This window comes from Streptomyces longisporoflavus, assembly GCF_014649775.1.
Taxonomy (GTDB): Bacteria; Actinomycetota; Actinomycetes; order Streptomycetales; family Streptomycetaceae; genus Streptomyces; species Streptomyces longisporoflavus.
Genome location: NZ_BMTR01000027.1, coordinates 62,833 through 82,622, shown reverse-complemented (window position 1 = coordinate 82,622; position 19,790 = coordinate 62,833). Strand labels below are relative to the sequence as shown.

Annotated in this window: 21 protein-coding genes; 13 read left to right on the top strand and 8 right to left on the bottom strand. The window is 69.3% G+C overall.

Annotated elements, in window-relative coordinates:
- Positions 1-272 precede the first annotated feature (272 nt).
- Both IE226_RS36230 and IE226_RS36225 read right to left on the bottom strand, forming a co-directional pair.
- Entirely contained in the window at positions 273-1,127 is an 855-nt protein-coding gene (locus IE226_RS36230; RefSeq protein ID WP_190085731.1) for a DUF3558 domain-containing protein, read from the bottom strand.
- Between the two features lie 116 nt (positions 1,128-1,243).
- Positions 1,244-2,122, bottom strand: coding sequence for a DUF3558 domain-containing protein (locus IE226_RS36225; protein WP_190085730.1), 879 nt, complete (start codon positions 2,120-2,122; stop codon positions 1,244-1,246).
- 199 nt (positions 2,123-2,321) lie between these two features.
- Between IE226_RS36225 and IE226_RS36220 the strand changes: the two genes are divergently transcribed.
- Positions 2,322-3,515, top strand: coding sequence for an RtcB family protein (locus IE226_RS36220; RefSeq protein WP_190085729.1), 1,194 nt, complete (start codon positions 2,322-2,324; stop codon positions 3,513-3,515).
- Between the two features lie 81 nt (positions 3,516-3,596).
- Here IE226_RS36220 and IE226_RS36215 read toward each other — a convergent pair whose 3' ends face one another.
- Complete coding sequence (locus IE226_RS36215; RefSeq protein WP_190085728.1) at positions 3,597-4,379, bottom strand: SDR family NAD(P)-dependent oxidoreductase; 783 nt, start codon at positions 4,377-4,379, stop codon at positions 3,597-3,599.
- A 68-nt stretch (positions 4,380-4,447) separates the two neighbouring features.
- Positions 4,448-4,783, bottom strand: a complete 336-nt coding sequence (locus IE226_RS36210) for a YnfA family protein (RefSeq protein WP_135335738.1) — start codon at positions 4,781-4,783, stop codon at positions 4,448-4,450.
- Between the two features lie 73 nt (positions 4,784-4,856).
- On the opposite strand from IE226_RS36210, the gene IE226_RS36205 reads away from it, so the two are divergent.
- Positions 4,857-5,363 carry a GNAT family N-acetyltransferase gene (locus IE226_RS36205; RefSeq protein WP_190085727.1) on the top strand — a complete coding sequence of 169 codons (507 nt, stop codon included), beginning with the start codon at positions 4,857-4,859 and terminating at the stop codon, positions 5,361-5,363.
- 23 nt (positions 5,364-5,386) lie between these two features.
- Here IE226_RS36205 and IE226_RS36200 read toward each other — a convergent pair whose 3' ends face one another.
- Positions 5,387-6,217 carry a helix-turn-helix domain-containing protein gene (locus IE226_RS36200; protein WP_190085726.1) on the bottom strand — a complete coding sequence of 277 codons (831 nt, stop codon included), beginning with the start codon at positions 6,215-6,217 and terminating at the stop codon, positions 5,387-5,389.
- 96 nt (positions 6,218-6,313) lie between these two features.
- On the opposite strand from IE226_RS36200, the gene IE226_RS36195 reads away from it, so the two are divergent.
- The 3 genes from IE226_RS36195 to IE226_RS36185 all read left to right on the top strand — a co-directional run bounded on the left by IE226_RS36195 (position 6,314) and on the right by IE226_RS36185 (position 8,823).
- Positions 6,314-6,901, top strand: a complete 588-nt coding sequence (locus tag IE226_RS36195; protein ID WP_190085725.1) for a TIGR03086 family metal-binding protein — start codon at positions 6,314-6,316, stop codon at positions 6,899-6,901.
- A gap of 240 nt (positions 6,902-7,141) precedes the next feature.
- Complete coding sequence (locus IE226_RS36190) at positions 7,142-8,236, top strand: LLM class flavin-dependent oxidoreductase (protein ID WP_190085740.1); 1,095 nt, start codon at positions 7,142-7,144, stop codon at positions 8,234-8,236.
- On the top strand, positions 8,233-8,823 hold the full coding sequence (locus IE226_RS36185) for an FMN reductase (RefSeq protein ID WP_190085724.1): 591 nt from the start codon (positions 8,233-8,235) through the stop codon (positions 8,821-8,823). The genes IE226_RS36190 and IE226_RS36185 overlap by 4 nt, the downstream gene beginning before the upstream one ends.
- A 32-nt stretch (positions 8,824-8,855) precedes the next feature.
- Here the strand turns inward: IE226_RS36185 and IE226_RS36180 are convergent, their stop codons facing one another.
- Positions 8,856-9,455, bottom strand: a complete 600-nt coding sequence (locus IE226_RS36180; protein WP_190085723.1) for a hypothetical protein — start codon at positions 9,453-9,455, stop codon at positions 8,856-8,858.
- A gap of 162 nt (positions 9,456-9,617) precedes the next feature.
- Between IE226_RS36180 and hemL the strand changes: the two genes are divergently transcribed.
- The 8 genes from hemL (at position 9,618) to IE226_RS36140 (ending at position 18,598) form a co-directional block, all read left to right on the top strand.
- Entirely contained in the window at positions 9,618-10,955 is a 1,338-nt protein-coding gene (gene hemL / locus IE226_RS36175) for a glutamate-1-semialdehyde 2,1-aminomutase (protein ID WP_190085739.1), read from the top strand.
- Positions 10,952-11,635, top strand: coding sequence for a histidine phosphatase family protein (locus tag IE226_RS36170; RefSeq protein WP_190085722.1), 684 nt, complete (start codon positions 10,952-10,954; stop codon positions 11,633-11,635). Before hemL ends, IE226_RS36170 begins: the two co-directional genes overlap by 4 nt.
- Before the next feature lie 229 nt (positions 11,636-11,864).
- On the top strand, positions 11,865-13,094 hold the full coding sequence (locus tag IE226_RS36165) for a polysaccharide deacetylase family protein (protein WP_190085721.1): 1,230 nt from the start codon (positions 11,865-11,867) through the stop codon (positions 13,092-13,094).
- A gap of 66 nt (positions 13,095-13,160) precedes the next feature.
- On the top strand, positions 13,161-13,790 hold the full coding sequence (locus tag IE226_RS36160; protein WP_190085720.1) for a TlpA family protein disulfide reductase: 630 nt from the start codon (positions 13,161-13,163) through the stop codon (positions 13,788-13,790).
- A 10-nt stretch (positions 13,791-13,800) separates the two neighbouring features.
- On the top strand, positions 13,801-14,565 hold the full coding sequence (locus tag IE226_RS36155; protein WP_190085738.1) for a cytochrome c biogenesis CcdA family protein: 765 nt from the start codon (positions 13,801-13,803) through the stop codon (positions 14,563-14,565).
- A gap of 3 nt (positions 14,566-14,568) precedes the next feature.
- Positions 14,569-16,365 carry a cytochrome c biogenesis protein ResB gene (gene resB, locus IE226_RS36150; protein WP_190085719.1) on the top strand — a complete coding sequence of 599 codons (1,797 nt, stop codon included), beginning with the start codon at positions 14,569-14,571 and terminating at the stop codon, positions 16,363-16,365.
- Positions 16,362-17,468 (top strand): c-type cytochrome biogenesis protein CcsB, encoded by a 1,107-nt coding sequence (ccsB, locus tag IE226_RS36145; RefSeq protein ID WP_190085718.1) that lies wholly within the window; start codon positions 16,362-16,364, stop codon positions 17,466-17,468. Before resB ends, ccsB begins: the two co-directional genes overlap by 4 nt.
- A 212-nt stretch (positions 17,469-17,680) precedes the next feature.
- Complete coding sequence (locus IE226_RS36140; RefSeq protein WP_190085717.1) at positions 17,681-18,598, top strand: DMT family transporter; 918 nt, start codon at positions 17,681-17,683, stop codon at positions 18,596-18,598.
- On the opposite strand, the gene IE226_RS36135 is transcribed toward IE226_RS36140, so the two are convergent.
- The gene (locus IE226_RS36135; protein WP_190085716.1) at positions 18,543-19,454 is read right to left on the bottom strand and encodes a LysR family transcriptional regulator; all 912 of its coding nucleotides are present in this window, start codon (positions 19,452-19,454) and stop codon (positions 18,543-18,545) included. The genes IE226_RS36140 and IE226_RS36135 overlap by 56 nt on opposite strands.
- Positions 19,454-19,777, bottom strand: a complete 324-nt coding sequence (locus IE226_RS36130) for a PLDc N-terminal domain-containing protein (protein ID WP_190085715.1) — start codon at positions 19,775-19,777, stop codon at positions 19,454-19,456. Before IE226_RS36130 ends, IE226_RS36135 begins: the two co-directional genes overlap by 1 nt.
- Positions 19,778-19,790 lie beyond the last annotated feature (13 nt).

Genomic DNA, 19,790 nt, shown 5'->3' with positions numbered 1-19,790 from the left:
CGCGTACGACCCCGCGAACCCGATACCGGCGATGACGACCGCACCGGCGACGACCACGCCGATGAGTATCCGGTGCGTGCGTGTCAGCTGCATCGCGGCCACCCGCGAACCCCTCCCTGTTCGGTTTGTTGCGAGCGACAGCCTGGCACACGCATGCGGAAGACGGTGTGCCGGTACGGCAGGAGCCCGGCCCACCGGGGGGCCGGGCTCCACAACTTCCGCTGTCTACAAGCCAGTTGTCGGCAGTTGGCGCCGGCTGTCGGCGTTCTGCGTCAGCTCTTGGGCTTGCTGCTGGACTTGGGGTCCTTGGAGTCGTTCGAGTCCTTCGAGCCGGACTTGTCGCCGTCGGAGTCCTTCGAGGCGCTGCCGGAACCGTCGCTCGCCCCGCCGCCCGCCTTGTTCGCGGAGACGACCGCCTCCGCGGCCTCCTTCGCGGCCTTCTCGGCGTCCTTGGACAGCTCCTTCGAGCTCGGCGCCTTGTCGCCCGCCAGGCCCGCGCCGTTGTAGTCGATCGTGACGACGGCGTTCTCCACGCGCGTCACGACCGTCTGCTGCTTGAAGCTTTCCTTGTCCTTCTTCAGGTCGTAGTGCACGACCGTCGTCTGGTCGCCGAGCCCGGGCACCGGCTCCGTCTTGACGCTCTTCGCGCCCTCCGTCGCCTGCGCGTCCGCGACCTGCTTGGCGAAGCTGTTCTGCGCGCGCTCGGCACCGCTGCCCAGCGACGCGTCCGAGTCGAAGCGCAGCAGCGAGACGCGGAGCCAGCGGAACTGCGAGCCGTCGACGCCGTTGTTCTCCAGGCTGTCCCAGGAGCAGGTGCCGCGCGCCGAGGTGTCGTCGGACGTGCCCGCCTTGCCCGACTTGTCCTTCGCCTTCGGGACGAGATCGTCGAGCGTCTTCTTCGACAGGACGTCGCAGGGCTCGGGCAGCTTGTCGAACGCCGCCTTCTCCACGGCCGCGGGCTTGTCCTTGCCCGAGGCCGACGCGGAGGCCTTCGGGCCCGAGTCCTTCTTGGCCCCGTCCGAGCCCGAGTCGCCGGAGTCGGAGGAGCAGCCGGAGGCAATGAGGATCACCGGTACGGCGGCTGCGCAGGTGAGTATGCGGGTGAGTCGCTGTGCTGGTCGGCGCATGGTTCCTTCACTCAAGTCACTCAAGACGGCTGTCGTCGGTTCGATGGGCCACGGTACGCCGTGCCCGACGCGGGCGGCTCCGCTTCCACGGAGACGGTCACCCGTCCGAACCGTCGCTATTCGCTGAACTTGTCGGCAAGCGTTCCGGCCAGTTCCTGCGCCTTGTCCTGCATTTCCTTGCTGTCGGGGATATCGGTGCGCCGCCCCGGCTGCTCGTCGTACTCGATGGTCACGATGACGTTCGACGTGCGGAAGACCACAGTCACGGTGCGGTGTCGGGTCGCCGACGCTGCCGTGGTCAGCGCGTCGTCCAGGAAGGCCTCGTCGCCCAGATCCTCCAGGGCGCGGGGTTCGAGGCCGGGCGGTGTGGCGGCCCCGGTCGGCGCACCGCCGGAGGCGCTGTCGTCCGCGTCACCCGCACCCTTGCCGCTGTCCTTCTCGTCACCCTTGCCGGACTTGTCCGCGCCCGATGCGGCGTCCTCGGACGGCTCGGCGGTGTCCGAACCCTCCTCCTGCTCGTCGTCGACCGGCACGGTGGCCGAGGGCTCGGGCAGGTGAGCTTTTTGCACCTTCGACGAGTAGACCTCCGTCGCACGGGTGTCGTCGCTCACGGCCGTGTCGTACGAGACGACGCGCTCGAAGTCGACGAGCAGATGGTGGGTGGCGTCCGAGGACTCCACCTTCCAGCGGCATCCCACACGCCGGTCGGTGTCGTACGTGACGGTCGGCACGCCCTCGTACGCCTTCTCCCGCTGCTCCTCGTCCGTCATCTCCCTCAGGCCGGGCAGCATCGAGTCGAGCGTGCCGGTCTCGACCTGGCTGCAGGGCTCACGGAGCGTGCGGTACTTGCCGGGCTCGGCGGCCGCGGTCGTGGTGCCGGTCTCGCCGGGCTTCGAGTCGTCCGCCTCGCCGCCGAGGGCGCCCCCGCCCGTGCAGCCGGCGAGCAGCGCCGCGATGAGGGCTGCGACGCCCGGTACGTAGGCCTTCCGCTGCACCGTGTGGGCTCCTTCTCGCGGGGTTATTCGGTTGCCGCTGACGGGCGACCGGTGGACACAATGTGTATCGCACGCAATGCCGTGGACGCCGGTCCGTCATCCCTTTCGTGGACCTTGGCACCGGTATTTGCGCTAAGACACTTTGAGCACGTCTGTTCACCTACAGGCGTCACAGACAGCACGGGGGAATGAGGACGCCATGTCGTACGTGGAGGTTCCGGGGGCCAAGGTACCGATCCGGATGTGGACGGACCCGGCCTCGGTCGAGGACGTCGCACTCCAGCAGCTCCGGAACGTGGCGACCCTGCCCTGGATCAAGGGCCTGGCCGTCATGCCGGACGTCCACTACGGCAAGGGCGCGACGGTCGGCTCGGTGATCGCCATGCAGGGGGCGGTGTGCCCGGCGGCGGTCGGGGTCGACATCGGCTGCGGAATGTCGGCGGTGAAGACGTCCCTGACGGCCAATGACCTGCCGGGCGACCTGTCGCGGCTGCGGTCGAAGATCGAGCAGGCGATTCCGGTGGGGCGGGGGATGCATGACGACGCCGTGGATCCGGGGCGGCTGCACGGGTTCGCCACCGGCGGGTGGGAGGACTTCTGGTCGCGGTTCGACGGGGTCGCCGATGCGGTCAAGTTCCGTCAGGAGCGGGCTATAAAGCAGATGGGGACGCTCGGCAGTGGCAACCACTTCATCGAGTTCTGTCTGGACGAGTCGGGTTCGGTCTGGCTGATGCTGCACTCCGGCTCGCGGAACATCGGCAAGGAGCTGGCCGACCACCACATCGGGGTGGCCCAGAAGCTGCCGCACAACCAGGGCCTCGTCGACCGCGACCTCGCGGTCTTCATCGCGGACACCCCGCAGATGGCGGCGTACCGGAACGACCTCTTCTGGGCGCAGGAGTACGCGAAGTACAACCGCTCGATCATGATGGGGCTCTTCCAGGACGTGGTCCGCAAGGAGTTCAAGAAGGCGAAGGTGGCCTTCGAGCCGGTGATCTCCTGCCACCACAACTACGTCAGCGAAGAGCGGTACGACGGGATGGACCTCCTTGTCACGCGGAAGGGCGCGATCCGGGCCGGCAGCGGCGATTTCGGGATCATCCCCGGCTCGATGGGCACGGGTTCGTACATCGTGAAGGGCCTCGGGAACGAAGCGTCCTTCAACTCGGCCTCGCACGGCGCGGGCCGGAAGATGAGCCGTAACGCCGCGAAGAAGCGCTTCTCGACGCGGGACCTGGAGGAGCAGACGCGGGGCGTCGAGTGCCGCAAGGACTCGGGTGTCGTGGACGAGATCCCGGGGGCGTACAAGCCGATCGAGCAGGTCATCGACCAGCAGAGCGACTTGGTCCAGGTCGTGGCCAAGCTCAAGCAGGTCATCTGTGTGAAGGGCTGAACCGTAGGCGGGGCCCGGACCGTCAGCGGTCCGGGCCCCACACCGCGTTCTCCCGTCGCCGCATCGGGTCGGCCCGAGGGGCTACAGCTCCCGGTGCACCTTCGTGTTCGACGCCTGGGCGCGGGGGCGGACCACCAGGAGGTCGATGTTCACGTGCGGCGGGCGGGTTACCGCCCAGGTGATCGTGTCCGCGACGTCGTCCGCCGTGAGGGGGGCCGCCACGCCCGCGTACACCTTCGCGGCCTTCTCCGTGTCGCCGCCGAAGCGGGTTGTGGCGAACTCCTCCGTCTTGACCATGCCGGGGGCGACCTCGATGACGCGGACCGGGGTGCCGACGATCTCCAGGCGCAGGGTCTCGGCGAGGACGTGCTCGGCGTGCTTGGCGGCCACGTAACCGCCGCCGCCCTCGTACGTGCCGTGCCCGGCGGTGGAGGAGAGGACCACGACCGTGCCGTCGCCGCTCGCGGTCAGTGCCGGGAGCAGGGCCTGGGTGACGTTCAGGGTGCCGATGACGTTCGTCTCGTACATCTGGCGCCAGTCGGCGGGGTCGCCGGTGGCGACGGGGTCGGCGCCGAGCGCGCCGCCCGCGTTGTTGACCAGGACGGCGACCTTGCGGAATGCGGTGGCGAACTCGTCCACGGCCGCGCGGTCGGTGATGTCGAGGGCGTACGCCATGGCGTCGTGGCCCGCGGCCGTGATCTCGGCGGCGAGGGCCTCGATGCGGTCCTTGCGGCGAGCGGTGAGGACGACGCGGTAGCCGGCTGCCGCGAGGCCGCGCGCGGTGGCGGCACCGATGCCGCTGCTCGCGCCGGTGACGATCGCGATGCGGGTGGCGGCGGGCGCGGCGTTCGCGGCGGCGGTCATGGCTGCTCCTTGTGCGTCCTGATGCGTACGTGTGTTCCTGGCCTGTTCCGCCAGGATAGGACGCCGGGCTAGCGCCCCCGCGGCGCGTACATGATCACCGCCATGCCCGCCAGGCAGATCAGCGCCCCGGTCACGTCCCAGCGGTCGGGCCGGTAGCCGTCGGCGACCATGCCCCAGGCGATCGATCCCGCCACGAAGACCCCGCCGTACGCGGCCAGGATGCGGCCGAACTCGGCGTCGGGCTGGAGCGTGGCCACGAAGCCGTACACGCCGAGCGCGATGACCCCCGCGCCGATCCACGCCCACCCCTTGTGTTCGCGCACGCCTTGCCAGACGAGCCAGGCGCCGCCGATCTCGAACAGCGCGGCGAGGACGAAGAGGGCGGCGGAGCGGGCGATCAGCATGGGGTGATCGTGGCACGCGTCGTGGTGTGTATCGGGAGGGTCAATGTCAGTGCCTCGCCGTACCGTGGCCGCCATGGAGAGATCGCCGTTGGCCGGTCCGAGGTTGGTTCCCTGGGCGGAGGGGGACTTCGATCTTCTGGTCGCCTGCAATTCCGCCGAGATGACCGCCCACTTGGGCGGGCCCGAGACGCCTGAGCAGCTGGTGTCCCGGCACCGCCGCTATCTGACCCTCGAGGACCGGGGGCAAATGTTCCGGATCGAGGTGGACGGCGACGCCGCTGTCGGGTCCATCGGGTACTGGGAGACGTCCTGGCAGGGGGCGTTCATCTGGGAGACGGGGTGGAGCGTGCTGCCCGCTTTCCAGGGGCGGGGCATCGCGGCGGGGGCCGCCCGGCTGATCGTCGAGGAGGCCAGGGCCGCCGGCCGGCACCGGCGGCTGTACGCCTTCCCCTCCGCTGACCACGCGGCCTCGAACGGGGTGTGCCGCAAGGCCGGGTTCACACCGGGGGGCGAGCACGACTTCGAGTACCCGAAGGGGCACTGGATGCGGTGCAACGACTGGAGCGTCGACTTGCGCTGATGACGTGAAACCCGCCCCCGGCATCAGTGCGGGGCGTACGCCGTCGGCGGTACGCCCACCGTCGCCGTGAAGTCCCTGATCAGGTGGGCCTGGTCGGCGTAGCCGAGCGTGCCGGCCACGTCCGCCCAGTCCACATCGCGGCCCGTCTCGGCACGCTCCAGCGCCTCGTGGATCCGGTGGCGCAGGATCATCCACTTCGGGCCGACCCCCACGTACGCCGAGAACAGCCGCTGGAGCGTCCGTACGGACATGCCCTCCGCGCGGGCGAACTCGCCGACCCGGCGGATGCCGCTGTCCGTGCGGATACGTTCGGCGAGGGACATGGCGAGGTCCGCACGGGGGTCGGGCGCGGGGCCGACGGCGAGGAGGAAGGCGTCGAGTGCCGCCACGCGCGCGTGCTCCCCGTCGGGCGAGAGCACCGCGTCGAGGGCGCCTTCGGGTACCTCGGCGAACACTTCTTCCAGGGGCAGCAACCGCCGGCCCGTCCAGGCGGACACCGGCCGCGCGGGCGCGAACGGCCGGAAGCCGCCGGGCCGGAACTTCACCCCGCACACCCGGCCCCGCCCCTCCAGTTTCTGGGTGAAGAGGTCGAGCCCGATCCCCGCCACCTCGGCGAAGGGCTCCTGGCCGGGGAGGCTCTGGAAGACGACGTTCACGGACGGATGCGGGACGACGTGCGAGGCGTACGGCTCCGACAGGTCCCAGTCGATCAGCCAGTACTGCTCCACGTAGGGGCGCAGGGCGGGCGCGGCCGGATGCCGGCGGAATCGTGCGCGGGCGAGGAGCCCGGCTGCGTCGACGATGCCCTTGGTGTCGCCGCGCGGGCCGGAGGGGAGGGCGTCGGCGTCGGCCATGCCTGGATCGTATGCCGGGGTACCGGGACGCCGGGGGGCTCGTACGTGTCGCGTTTCTTCAAGCCGCGGGGGCGGCCACCGCCATACCGTCGTGGCATGAGCGAGAACAGCATTGCCGACCTTCTGAAGGCGGCCACGACCCACGCCGTCCCGGTGGTCCGCGCCATTCCGGACGGCAGCCTCACCGACCCCACGCCGTGTGCCGAGTACGACGTAAAGGCGCTGGTCAACCACCTCTTCCAGGTGACCGTCCAGTTCCAGGCGCTCGCCGCCAAGCAGAACTCCGACTTCGGCGGCGAGACCCCGGATGCCGTCGCCGAGGGGCCCGACTGGCGCGACCGTTTCGCCGAAGAGGCAGGCAAGCTGGTCGCCGCCTGGTCCGCGCCCGGCGCCGACGAGGGCACCACGGGCGCGATGGACATGCCCGCCCGGACCGTGGGCTGCATGGCGCTGCTCGACCTGACCGTGCACGCCTGGGATCTGGCGCGCGCCACGGGGCAGGAGTACGAGGCCGCGCCCGAGAGCAGCGGCGTCGTCCCCGCGCTGCGGGAAGCGGTCGCGGGCCTGGGTCCGACGGCCCGGAAGATGGGCGTCTTCGGGGAGCCGGTCGCCGTACCCGAGGGCGCGTCCGAGCTGGAACGACTCCTTGCGGAGACGGGCCGCGACCCTCGCTGGACCCCGTAGGTCCCCCGGCCCGTCAGCCGGAACGGCCTCAGCCGGCACCTCCCGATCGCTGCGGACCAGCCCGCCGGGCTGCCGGGTTGCCGGGCTGCTGGCTCGCTGGGTTGCCGGTCCGCCGGGCTGCCCGCCCGCAGGCCCGCACCCCTGCCCGGGAATACCCCCCGACCCACCACCGTTCCGCAGGTATAGTTGAAGCGTCAACAACCTGCGGAGAGTGAGTCAGCCATGCAGTCCGGATCCGGCATGCAGTTCGGGATCTTCAGCGTCGGCGACGTGACGCCGGACCCCACCACGGGCCGCACCCCCACCGAGCACGAGCGCATCAAGGCCATGGTGGCCATCGCGCTGAAGGCCGAGGAGGTCGGGCTCGACGTCTTCGCGACCGGCGAGCACCACAACCCGCCGTTCGTCCCCTCCTCGCCCACCACGATGCTCGGCTACATCGCCGCCCGCACCGAGAACCTGATCCTCTCCACGTCCACGACCCTCATCACCACGAACGACCCGGTGAAGATCGCCGAGGACTTCGCGATGCTCCAGCACCTGGCCGGCGGCCGGGCCGACGTGATGATGGGCCGCGGCAACACGGGGCCGGTGTACCCGTGGTTCGGCAAGGACATCCGCCAGGGCATCAACCTCGCCGTCGAGAACTACGCGCTCCTGCACAGGCTGTGGCGCGAGGACGTCGTGACCTGGGAGGGCAAGTTCCGTACGCCCCTCCAGTCGTTCACCTCGACGCCCCGCCCCCTTGACGGCGTCGCGCCCTTCGTCTGGCACGGCTCCATCCGCTCCCCGGAGATCGCCGAGCAGGCCGCGTACTACGGAGACGGGTTCTTCCACAACAACATCTTCTGGCCGCAGGAGCACACCAAGAAGATGGTCGACCTCTACCGCCGCCGGTTCGCGCACTACGGGCACGGCACCGAGGAGCAGGCGATCGTCGGGCTCGGCGGTCAGGTCTTCATGCGGAAGAACTCGCAGGACGCGGTGAAGGAGTTCCGGCCGTACTTCGACAACGCGCCCGTCTACGGACACGGTCCTTCCCTTGAGGAGTTCACGTCCCAGACGCCGCTGACCGTCGGCTCCCCGCAGCAGGTGATCGACCGGACGCTGTCCTTCCGCGACACCGTCGGCGACTACCAGCGCCAGCTGTTCCTGATGGACCACGCGGGCCTGCCCCTCAAGACCGTCCTGGAGCAGCTGGACATCCTCGGCGAGGAGGTCGTCCCGGTCCTGCGCGAGGAGTTCGCCAAGAACCGCCCGGCCACCGTCCCGGACGCGCCGACCCACGCCGCGCGCGTGGCATCCGCCCAGAACCGGAAGGGAGTCGACGCATGAAGCTCGTCGTAGTCTCCGCGGGGCTCAGCGTCCCGTCCTCCACCCGCCTCCTGGCCGACCGTCTCGCGGCGGCCACCGGACGCCGTACCGACGTGGAGATCGAGACCGTCGAACTCCGCGACCTGGCCGTGGAGATCGCGCACAACTTCGTCACCGGGTTCCCGGGGCCGGAGCTGAGCGCGGCGGCGGACGCGGTGAAGGGCGCGGACGGCCTGATCGTCGTCACGCCGGTCTTCTCCGCCTCGTACAGCGGTCTGTTCAAGTCGTTCTTCGACGTGCTGACCGTCCTGGACAAGGACGCGATCGCCGGTACGCCGGTGCTGATCGCGGCGACCGGCGGCACCCCGCGGCATTCGCTGGTCCTTGAGCACGCGATGCGACCGCTCTTCGCCTATCTGCGGGCCCTTGTCGTACCGACGGCCGTGTACGCGGCGTCCGAGGACTGGGGCGCGGACGGCCTGGACGAGCGCATCGAGCGGGCCGCAACCGAACTGGCCGAGCTGGCCGGAAACATGCGGCATGCGCCGGTCCGGGAGGAGGAATTGATCCCCTTCGAGCAGCAACTGGCGGCACTGCGGCCGGAGTAAGCCAGAGCGGAGCGGCGGACGCGGGGCTCGGGTCAGGGCCACACCAGGCAGTAGGCCTGATGCCCCGCGTCATGCAGCCGGTGGCTGAAGTCCTGCCATTCGTGCAGCAGTTGATAGACGTTGAACGCGTCGCGCGGACCGCCGCGGTCGGGGACCGTGGACCAGATGAAGGCCGCCGCGCCCACCGACTCCTCGCCGACGCCGCGCAGCGGATCGACGACCGTCATGGGGAGCTTCACCACGGCGTAGTCAGGGTGGAGCACGACCAGTTCGAGTGGGGGCACCTTGTGCAGGGGTATGCCCTCGATGCCGGTCAGGACCATCGCGGCCACCGTCTCCGGCTTGATCTTCGTGAACATGCCCCCCATGCCGAGCTCGTCGCCGCCGAGCTCCTCGGGACGCATCGAGATGGGCACGCGGGCGGCGGTCGCGCCGTCCGGAGCTCCGAAGTACTTGTAGGTCACCCCACCCACCCGGCCACTCCTGGTTGCCGCCCGGTCCTGCTCCGTCTCGCCCCGTGCCAAGGCCTCCGCCTCGGCCGCTTCCGCCTCGCGTCGGTGCTTGCCGATCCGCCGGGCACGCCGGGGACCCAGGCCGTCGGTCCCCTCGCCCAGTCCGCCACCGCGATGCATATCTCCACCCGACTGCTTTTCCAGGGCGCCCGCCCCTGCTTTTCTAGGCCTCGCGGCCCCCGCCGCGCAACCCGATCATCGTGTCAGTGACCTCCCCCACGGTCACCGGCTAAAACGTCGAGTGAAACACCTGTCCGCAGGATGTCCGAAGCCTCTGACACCATGGTTCATGTGAGCTTCCCGTATAGCGCCCCAGTTTCGCAGACTCTCTTCGACCGTGCGGCGGCCGTGACGCCCGGCGGTGTGAACTCTCCCGTGCGCGCTTTCCGCGCTGTGGGTGGTACGCCCCGTTTCATGGTGTCCGGTACCGGTCCGTACCTGACGGACGCCGACGGCCGTGAGTACGTCGACCTCGTCTGCTCGTGGGGGCCGATGATCCTCGGCCACTCCCACCCTGATGTCATCGCCGCAGTTCAGGAGGCCGTCGCCCGTGGCACGTCCTTCGGAACGCCCGGCGAGGGCGAGGTCGCGCTCGCCGAGGAGATCGTCGCGCGCATCGAGCCCGTCGAGCAGGTGCGGCTCGTGTCCAGCGGCACCGAGGCGACGATGTCGGCGATCCGTCTCGCGCGCGGCTTCACCGGCCGCGCCAAGATCATCAAGTTCGCCGGGTGTTACCACGGTCACGTCGACGCGCTGCTCGCCGCGGCCGGCTCCGGTCTCGCCACGTTCGGGCTTCCGGACACCCCCGGTGTCACCGGCGCCCAGGCGGGCGACACGATCGTCGTTCCGTACAACGACATCGAGGCCGTGCGTGCCGCGTTCGCCGCGAACGCCGGTGAGATCGCCTGCGTCATCACCGAGGCGTCGCCGGGCAACATGGGCGTCGTGCCGCCGCGCGAGGGCTTCAACCAGGGCCTGGCCGACCTGTGCAGGGAGAACGGCGCGCTCTTCATCTCGGACGAGGTGATGACCGGCTTCCGTACGTCGAAGGCGGGCTGGTTCGGCGTCGACGGCGTGCGGCCCGACCTGATGACCTTCGGCAAGGTCATGGGCGGCGGCTTCCCGGCCGCCGCTTTCGGTGGCCGCGCCGACGTCATGGAGCACCTCGCCCCGGTCGGTCCCGTCTACCAGGCGGGCACCCTGTCGGGTAACCCGGTGGCGACGGCCGCGGGCCTCGCGCAGCTGCGGCTGCTCGACGACGAGGCGTACGACAAGGTCGACATCGTCTCCGGGCAGCTGCGCGCCCTGGTGAGCGACGCGCTCTCCAAGGAGGGTGTCGCGCACCGGCTGCAGAACGCGTCGAACATGTTCTCCGTCTTCTTCACCGAGCGCGAGGTGCGGAACTACGACGACGCGAAGACCCAGGAGTCCTTCCGCTTCACCGCGTTCTTCCACTCGATGCTGTCGCAGGGCGTGTATCTCCCGCCGTCGGCCTTCGAGTCCTGGTTCGTCTCCACCGCCCATGACGAGCAGGCGATCGAGAAGATCGCCGCGGCCCTGCCCGCGGCGGCGCGCGCGGCGGCCGAAGCCACTGAACCCACCACGGAGGCCACCGCATGAGTGCGGGCAGCGAGCTCACCGTCGTCCATGTGATGCGACACGGCGAGGTGGAGAACCCGGAGGGGATCCTCTACGGGCGTCTTCCCGACTACCACCTCTCCGAGCTGGGGCGGCAGATGGCCGACCGGGTCGCCGAGCACCTCGCGACGCGGGACATCACGCACGTGGTGGCCTCGCCCCTGGACCGTGCGCAGGAGACGGCGACGCCGATCGCCAAGGAGCACGGCCTCGAGCTGGCCTCGGACGCGCGGCTCATCGAGGCGGGCAACGTCTTCGAGGGCAAGACCTTCGGTGTGGGCGACGGCGCGCTGAAGAAGCCGGAGAACTGGAAGCACCTGGTCAACCCCTTCAAGCCGTCCTGGGGCGAGCCGTATGTGGAGCAGGTCGTGCGGATGATGGGCGCCCTGGACGCGGCGAAGGACGCGGCCCGCGGGCACGAGGCGGTGTGCGTCAGCCATCAGCTGCCGATCTGGATCGTGCGGAGCTTCGTGGAGAAGCGGCGTCTGTGGCACGACCCGCGCAAGCGGCAGTGCACGCTCGCCTCCCTGACGACCTTCACGTACCGCGGCGACAAAATCGTCTCGGTGGGATACACCGAGCCGGCCCGGGATCTCGTTCCCGCGCATCTCCTCGCGGGCGCGAAGCCGGCTAAGGGGAAGGCCAAGGCGTACGGCGCATAAGCGCTCCGCTGGTATTGCCGTCGATTGTCTGCGGCGTCGTCGTGGCCGGGTGCGCAGTTCCCCGCGCCCCTTCGGGGCGCCCACGCCAGGTAATCGGCTCGCGACTGTATGTCCGTTCTCGGTAAAAGGCACTCAATATGTGCCTACTTGTCGGAACCCCCTTGTTCGTCGTGCCCTCTAACGGGGCGTCCATCGTGCATGGACGAAGGGCACGACGAATGGGGATGGAATGCGCGACATCAGTCGCAGGGGAATGATCGGGCTCGGCGTCGGGACCGCCGCCGCCGTGGGACTTGCGGGCTGCGGCACGGGCGGCGGCAGTCAGGCGGGCGGTTCCGCGGACAAGGCCAAGGACGGCCGCGGCGGCGGAAAGCGTCCGGCGAAGCCGATCGGCGACGGCTCGACCTCGTACACGGGAAAGCAGCCGAACCAGCCCGGCAAGCCCGTCCCCCTCCAGCCGGGCGAGACGCCCCCGCAGTTCGTGGTCTTCTCCTGGGACGGCGCCGGCGAGGTCGGCAACGGCCTCTTCCCGCGTTTCCTGAAGCTGGCCGAGGAACACGACGCGCGCATGACGTTCTTCCTCTCGGGGCTTTATCTCCTTCCCGAGTCGAAGAAGCGGATGTACAAGCCGCCGAACAACGCGGTCGGCGCATCCGACATCGGTTACCTCACCGACGGTCACATAAAGGAGACGCTGAAGTACGTACGCCAGGCCTGGCTCGAAGGCCATGAGATCGGCACGCACTTCAACGGGCACTTCTGCGCGGGCAGCGGCACGGTCGCCAACTGGACGCCCGCACAATGGCAGAGCGAAATCGACCAGGCCATGTCGTTCGTGAAGGAATGGCGCACGAATACCGGCTGGACCGATCTGCCGTCGCTGCCCTTCGACTACGACAAGGAACTCGTCGGCGGCCGAACCCCCTGCCTCCTCGGCCAGGACAACCTGCTGCCGACGGCGAAGAAGCTCGGCTGGCGTTACGACGCCTCCTCGTCCGGCGGCCTCCAGCGCTGGCCCCGGAAGAAGACGGGCGTCTGGGATCTGCCGCTTCAGGCGATGCCGTTCCCCGGCCACACCTTCGAGGTCCTTTCCATGGACTACAACATCCTGGCCAACCAGTCGCAGAACTCCACGAAGGCCCCGCCGGCCAACTACCCGGCATGGCGCAAGCAGGCCACCGAGTCCTACATAGCCGGATTCAAGCGGGCCTACGAGTCCAACCGCGCGCCCTTCTTCATCGGCAACCACTTCGAGGAGTGGAACGGCGGCATCTACATGGACGCCGTCGAGGCGGCCCTGAAGCACATCGCGGGGAAGAAGGACGTGCGTCTCGTCTCCTTCCGGCAGTTCGTCGACTGGCTCGACGTCCAGGACCCGAAGGTTCTCGCCGAGCTGCAGGGCCTCGAAGTCGGCCAGGCGCCCGCGGGTGGCTGGAAGGGACTCGGGAAGGGCGTCTGAAATGGGACTTTCCGTAACCCCGGGGGGTGCGGAAGATCCCCGAAACAGACATGCGAAACTTTTCACATGAGTGCCGCCTGCCGCGCCCCCCGCAGCACGAACCGCAGCCGTAGCCGCAGCCGCACCGCCCTGCTGGGCGTTGGGGCCGCGGTCGCCGCGCTGACCCTGTCGGCGTGCAGCTCGGGCGGCACGTCCGGCGGCTCGGGGAACACCAACTTCGTCACCGGCTCCGACGGCATCGCCACCGCCGACAAGGGCGAGCGGCAGGACGGGCCGAAGCTCGACGGGGAGACCCTCACGGGCAAGCACCTCGACGTCGACGACTACAAGGGCAAGATCGTCGTCCTGAACGTCTGGGGCTCCTGGTGTTCGCCCTGCCGGGCCGAGGCGCCCAACTTCGCGAAGGTCTCGAAGGACCTCGCGGACAAGGACGTGCAGTTCGTCGGGATCAACACGCGCGACCCGCAGAAGGACCCGGCGCTCGCGTTCGAGAAGGAGTGGGGAATCCACTACCCGAGCCTGCACGACCCGATGGGCAAGCTGATGCTGCGCTTCCCCAAGGGCACGATGAACCCGAAGTTCATCCCCTCCACGATCATCCTGGACCGGGACGGCAAGATCGCGGCCCGCTCGCAGCAGGCGCTCAACGAGAAGAACCTGCGCAAGATGATCGACCCGCTGATCGCGGAGAAGTGATTTCCCCGTGATGTCCACTCTCGCCGCCGCCGGCGAAGCGAACCAGACCGTCATGAACGGAGCGCTCCTCCTCGCGCTCCCCGTCGCACTGCTCGGCGGCCTCGTCTCCTTCTTCTCGCCGTGCGTGCTGCCGCTCGTGCCGGGCTATCTGTCCTACGTCACCGGGGTCGGCGGCACGGACCTCGCCGAGGCCAAGCGGGGGCGGATGGCCGCCGGGGCCGGGCTCTTCGTGCTCGGCTTCACCGCCGTCTTCGTCTCCACCGGGGCCCTCTTCGGCTACGCGGGACAGAACCTCCAGGACTACCAGGGCGTCATCACCAAGGTCCTCGGCGCGCTGATGATCGTCCTCGGCGTCTTCTTCATGGGGCTCATGCCGTGGCTGTCCCAGCGGGAGTTCCGCTTCCACAAGAAGCCAGCCGCCGGCCTCGCGGGCGCCCCGATACTGGGCGCGCTCTTCGCCGTCGGCTGGGCGCCCTGCGTCGGGCCGACACTCACGTCCGTCAACGCGCTGGCCCTCGATCAGGCGAACGCGGGCCGCGGGGCCATACTGAGCGTCGCGTACTGCCTGGGGCTCGGCGTCCCGTTCATCCTCGCGGCGATCGCCTTCCGCAAGGCGCTCGGCGCGTTCAGCTGGGTCAAGAAGCATTACGTCTGGGTGATGCGCATCGGCGGCATCATGATGATCGCGACCGGACTGCTGCTTGTCACCGGCGTCTGGGACAGCATCTTGCAGCAGATGCAGGTCTGGTCCAACGGCTACACGGTGGGGATCTGATCCATGAGCAAGACCGAAGCCCCTGAAGAGCAGAACGATCTGGGTGCCGCGGGCTCCCAGCTCTCCACCGCACCCGTGGACCGGGCGATGCCCGGTTCCTTCGGCGGGAAGCGCGCGCCCGGTGCCGGGGGCTGGCTCGCCTGGGCGGCCCGCGAGGCCGTCGGCTGGGTGCGCTGGATGTGGCGGCAGCTGACCTCGATGCGGGTCGCGCTGCTCCTGCTCCTGCTGCTCTCGCTGGGCGCGATCCCGGGTTCGCTGATCCCGCAGACCAGCATCGACGAGCTGAAGGTCCAGGACTTCAAGGCCGCGCACACCACGCTCGCGCCGATCTACGAGAAGTTCCAGCTGTTCGACGTCTACAGCTCGGTGTGGTTCTCGGCGATCTACATCCTGCTCTTCATCTCCCTCATCGGCTGCATCGTGCCCCGCACCTGGCAGTTCGTCGGCCAGCTGCGCGGCCGTCCGCCGGGCGCTCCCAAACGGCTCGACCGGCTGCCCGCCTACACCACGTGGCGCACCGAGGCCGAGCCCGAGCAGGTCCACGAGGCCGCGCTGGGGCTGCTCAAGGGCCGGCGGTTCCGCGCGGACCTCGCGTCCGGCAAGGGCGGCGCGCCGGCGTCCGTCGCCGCGGAGAAGGGCTACCTGCGTGAGGCGGGCAACCTCTTCTTCCACATCTCGCTGATCGTGCTCCTGGTGGCCTTCGCCGTCGGCGCCCTGTTCAAGTCCGAGGGCGGCAAGCTCATCGTCCAGGGGGACGGGTTCTCCAACACCCTCACCCAGTACGACAACTTCAAGTCCGGCAACCTCTTCAACACCGACGACCTGGCGCCGTTCAGCTTCAGGCTGGACAGCTTCGAGTCGACGTTCGAGAGGAAGGGCCCCGAGAAGGGCACGGCGCGCACCTACCGGGCGAACGTCACCTACAGCGAGGGCATCGACGGCCCCGAGAAGAAGAAGGCCATCGAGGTCAACAAGCCCCTTGAGGTCGACGGCTCGAAGGTCTACCTCATCGGCCAGGGCTACGCGCCGACCGTCACCGTGCGGGACGGAAAGGGCAAGGTCGTCAGCCGCCAGTCCACGCCGCTCCTGCCGATCGACTCGAACGGCACGGCCACCGGCGCGATCAAGGTCCTCGACGGCTACCGCGACAAGAACGGCAAGAAGGAGCAGCTCGGCTTCAACGCCTTCTTCGTGCCGACGTTCGCGGGCTCCGGGCAGGGCAACATGTTCTCCCAGTTCCCCGCGCTCGACTATCCCGTGCTCGCGCTGTCCGCGTACCACGGAAGCCTCGGCGTGGACTCCGGTCTTCCGCAGAACGTGTACCAGCTGGACACCAGCAAGATGACCAAGTTCAAGGACGCCAAGGGCGAGCTCCTGAAGCAGCGGATGGTGCCCGGCGAGACGATGAAGCTGCCCAACGGCGCGGGCTCGATCACCTTCGAGAAGGACATCAAGCGCTGGGCGACCTTCCAGATCTCCCAGCAGCCCGGCAGCATGTGGGCGCTCGTCGGGGCCATCTCCGCCATCGTCGGCCTCGCCGGATCGCTGTTCATCCAGCGCCGCCGCGTGTGGGTGCGGGCCGTCCGGGGCGCCGACGGCGTCACCGTCGTAGAGATGGCCGGGCTCGGCCGCAGCGAGTCCGCCAAGCTGCCCGAAGAGCTCGGCCGGCTGGCCGAGCACCTGCACGAGAAGGCGCCGAGCGCGCCCGAAGCAGACCAAGCCGGGCATGCGGCCGCCCAACATGCCGAACATGCCGATTCCACCCCCCAAGTTGTTCCTGCCGAAGGGGCTGAGAAGTGAATCTCGCCACCACCCTCGCCGCCGAACCGAACGAGAACCTCGCGAGCATCAGCAATGTGCTGGTGTACTCCGCGATGGCCGTCTACCTCCTGGCCTTCTTCGCGCACATGGCCGAGTGGATCCTCGGCAGCCGCAGCAAGGTCGCCCGCACGGCCTCCGCGCTCACCGCGAAGACCGACGCCGCCGTCAAGGCGCCCGCGGTCACCGCCAAGGCTGCGGGCGGCACCGCCGTCCTGGAGCGGCCGCAGAGCGCCCCCAAGGTCGTCACGCGCTCCGCCGCCGGACGCCGTGACGTGCCGGACGGTCCCGGCGCCGCGGCCGGTGACGAGAAGGGCGACCTCTACGGCCGTATCGCCGTGTCCCTCACCGTGCTCGGGTTCCTCATCGAGTTCGGCGGTGTGCTCACCCGCGCCCTCTCGGTGCAGCGGGCGCCGTGGGGCAACATGTACGAGTTCAACCTGACGTTCTCCACCATGGCCGTCGGTGTGTACCTCGTGCTCATGGCGCTGAAGAAGAACGTCAACTGGCTCGGCCTGCCGCTGATCACCACGGTCCTCCTCGATCTCGGTCTCGCCGTCACCGTCCTGTACACCGCCAGCGACCAGTTGGTTCCCGCCCTTCACTCGTACTGGCTGTGGATCCACGTCTCCACCGCGATCTTCTGCGGAGCCTGCTTCTACGTCGGCGGCGTCGCCACGGTGCTCTACCTCTTCAGGGACAGCTACGAGGCGAAGCTGGAGCGCGGCGGGACGCCCGGCAAGTTCGCCACCTCCGTCATGGAGCGGCTGCCCGCCGCGGCCTCGCTCGACAAGTTCGGCTACCGCGTGAACGCCGCGGTCTTCCCGCTGTGGACGTTCACGATCATCGCGGGCGCGATCTGGGCCGGCGACGCGTGGGGCCGCTACTGGGGCTGGGACCCCAAGGAGGTCTGGTCCTTCATCACCTGGGTCGCCTTCGCCTGCTACCTGCACGCGCGCGCGACCGCGGGCTGGAAGGGCCGCAAGGCCGCCTACCTGGCCCTGATCGCCTTCGGCTGCTGGCTGTTCAACTACTACGGCGTGAACATCTTCGTCACCGGCAAGCACTCGTACGCCGGCGTCTGACGCCTTCTCGCACGGCTCACGGGCCGGTTCGCGTGACCTGTCACCGGGTCACGGGAACCGGCCTTCGTCGTACGCCGCCTGCCGTGCGTCGCCTGCCGTGCGCAGGCGTCGCGTGCTCCCGCCTGGGGTCATCGCCACCGCCGATGGCCCCATCGGCAGGACGCCCCGCCGGCTCGTGGACCAGCGCATACGTCCGCTCGTAGCTTCTTGGCATGACCTCAGAGAACAAGGGAACGGCCCAACTCACCGCGGCGATGGTGCTCTCCGGCACCCTCGGGATCTTCGTCGTCGAATCGGGCGCGTCGGCCTTCAACGTCGTGTTCTTCCGTGTCCTGTTCGGCGCCATCGCCCTCGGCGCCTACGCCTTCGCCCGCGGCTACTTCCGCGGCCACGGCATCACCCCGAAGAAGCTCGGACTCGCCGCGCTCGGCGGGGCGTTCATCGTCTTCAACTGGGTGTTCCTCTTCAAGGCGTACGAGGAGACCTCGATCTCGCTGGCCACCGTCGTCTACCACACGCAGCCGTTCCTGCTCGTGCTGCTCAGCGCGGTCATCTTCCGCGAGCGGCTGACGAAGCATCAACTCATGTGGCTCGGCACCGCGTTCGCCGGACTCGTCCTCGTCTCCGGGGTGCGTCCCGGTGGCCTCGGCTCGCTCACCGGCATCGGCTTCGCGCTCCTGGCCGCGCTGCTCTACGGCCTCTCCACCCTCGTCACCAAGCGCATCACCGGCGTACGCCCCCACCTCATCGCCCTGATCCAGGTCGTCGTCGGCATCCCGCTCCTGCTGCCCTTCGCGAACTTCGGCGCGATGAGCGGCACCGGCACCGGCTGGGGCTGGCTGGTCGGACTCGGTGTCATCCACACCGGCCTGATGTACGTCCTGATGTACGCGGCGTACGCGAAGCTGCCCACCGCCAAGATCGCCGTGCTCGCCTTCACGTACCCGGCGGTCGCGATGGTCGCCGACTGGGCCGTCTACGGACACCACATCGGCCTCGTCCAGGCGCTCGGCGTACCGCTGATCGTCCTCGCGAGCCTGAAGGTCAACCGCGCCAAGTCACCCCGGGCAGTGGTTAGTTCACCGTCTCCGCTGTCTGCTCCCGCACCAGCCGTACAGACTGCTCGATGAAGAGCCGCACATGCGAGGGAAGCCGCTTCCCCGCCCGCCACGCGAGCTGCGTGTGCAGGACGAACGGCGGCTCCCACGGCAGAGCGACGAGGACCCCCGAGGACAGCTCCTCGCGCACCGCCATCCGCGGCAGCAGCGCCACCCCGAGGCCACCGGCGACACCTCGCTTGGTGGCCTCGATCGTGCCGAACTCCATGAAGGGCGGCGGCGCGCCGTTGCGCACCCGCAGCTCGTCCTCGAACAGATCCCGGTAGGGGCAGCCGGGCTCCGTGCCGACCAGCTGCACCGCCGCCAGATCGCCCGTGGCGAGCGAGTCCGCCCCGTGCGCGGCCAGCGGATGGGTCGGCGCGCAGACCAGGACCAGCGGCTCCTCGGCCAGGACCTCGGTCTCCAGGCCCGCGTGCTCCGTCTCCCGCTCCATGAGGAACCCGACGTCGTACGTGCCCTGCCGCAGCGCCTGGCGTGTCTCGTCGCCCAGAGTGGGGCGCAGCGAGAGCTGCACACCGGGGTAGCGGTGGTGGAAGAGTTCGAGCAGCGGCGGCAGCCGGTAGGAGGTCAGCGACTCCATCGTGCCGACGGCGATCGCGCCGGCCGGCTCATCGGCGCCGACGACCGCGGCCCGCGCCTCGTCCGTCAGCTCGATGATCTGCCGGGCGTAGGGCAGCAGGCGCTCACCCGCGTCCGTGAGCCGGATGCGGCTGCCGAGCCGGTCGAAGAGCTCGGTGCCCAGCGAGGACTCCAGGGAGCGGATCTGGCTGGTGACGCTTGACTGGGCGTACTTCAGCTCGGCCGCGGCCTGCGTGAAGCTGAGCACGGTCGCGACTTTCTCGAAGGTGACGAGCAGCCGTAGTTCCATCAGCCGTCAGTGCCCTTGTCCCGCTTCTTGCCGTCCGGGTCCTCGTCCCTGAGGGACTTGAGGAACTCGGGGTTGTCGTCCGGTGCCACCCACTGTCCGCCGCGCCCGGCGCGCGGACCACCTCCGGCGGCGGAGGTCTTGCGCACCTTGCCCGTGGCGAACCAGGCGATCGGACCGAGGAGAACCTCGCCGAAGAGCAGCACGATGATGACCCAGATCACCTTCGGCAGATGCCTGATCTCCTTCTCCGGAGTGTTCAGGACATCGATGAAGGCGTAGATCCATACGGCCAGAACCAGCAGGAAGGGCAGATACCTGAGCATGTTGCGCGATTCC